We start from the raw sequence: 1,199 nt of genomic DNA on the forward strand, positions 1-1,199 counted from the left end.
GGCGGGAGCTCTGCGGGACGGAGCCGCCTCCCTACAACCGCCGCTATCTGGAGAGCCGCCTGGCCTATCGCATCCAGGAACTGGCCTATGGCGGCCTGAAGCCCGAGACGATCCAGCGCCTCGAAGCCCTGGGCGATCAGCTCGATGGCGGCAATCCTGTGGTCCGCCGCATCCGCGGCGACGACAAGCCGATCGCYGGCACRCGGCTGATCCGCGAGTACCAGGGCGTCGAGCACAGCGTGACCGTGCTGCACGACGGCTATGAGTATCAGGGCCGCCCCTACCAATCGCTGTCCTCCATCGCGCGCGCCATCACCGGCACGCGATGGAACGGCTGGACGTTCTTCGGCCTGAAGACCCGGAGGTCCGCAGCATGAAGCGCCCAGCCGCCGAGGCCATCATGCCAGCCATGGTCCGGAAGGTCCGCGCCGCCGTGTACACGCGCAAGTCGAGCGAGGAAGGCCTCGACATGGAGTTCAACTCGCTCGATGCCCAGCGCGAGGCCTGCGAGGCCWATATCGCCAGCCAGCGGTCGGAGGGCTGGGTGCTGGTGCCCGATCGCTAYGACGATGGCGGCGTGTCGGGTGGTACGCTGGAGCGGCCTGCGCTGCGGCGCCTGCTGGCCGACATCGAGCGCGGCCTCATCGACGTGGTGGTGGTCTACAAGATCGACCGGCTGTCGCGCGCGTTGATGGACTTCGCCAAGTTGGTCGAGGTGTTCGACGCCAACAGCGTCACCTTCGTGTCGGTGACGCAGTCGTTCAACACCACCACCAGCATGGGACGGCTGACGCTGAACATCCTGCTCAGCTTCGCGCAGTTCGAACGCGAGGTGATCGGCGAACGCATTCGCGACAAGGTGGCGGCGTCGCGGGCGCGCGGGATCTGGATGGGGGGCTTCGTGCCGCTCGGCTATGACGCGCGGGATCGAAAGCTGCTGGTGAACGATGCGGAGGCGGCGCTGGTACGCAGGATCTTCGAGAGTTTCGTCGAGATGGAATCCGGCACGAAGCTGGTCCAGGCGCTGCGCGCAGAAGGTGCCACCACGAAGCGCGGSCGCRCCTTCACCAAGAGCGACATCTATCGGGTGCTGAGCAACCGCACCTATCTCGGCGAGGCCATGCACAAAGGGAAGTCGCACCCCGGCGAGCACACCGCCATCGTGCCGCAGCCGATGTGGGACGCAGCACATGCCGTGC

Annotated in this window: 2 protein-coding genes; both read left to right on the plus strand. The window is 66.8% G+C overall.

All coding sequences use genetic code 11. The features are described from left to right. Positions 1-377 (plus strand): DUF2924 domain-containing protein (locus tag AC1DWF_RS32130; RefSeq protein ID WP_476842583.1); only part of this gene is annotated, 377 nt, incomplete at its 5' end. After that, a partial coding sequence (locus AC1DWF_RS32135) for a recombinase family protein (protein ID WP_476842584.1) occupies positions 374-1,199 on the plus strand: 826 nt, incomplete at its 3' end. The genes AC1DWF_RS32130 and AC1DWF_RS32135, both read left to right, overlap by 4 nt.

The sequence above is a fragment of the Aminobacter sp. P4_D5 genome (assembly GCF_056401815.1).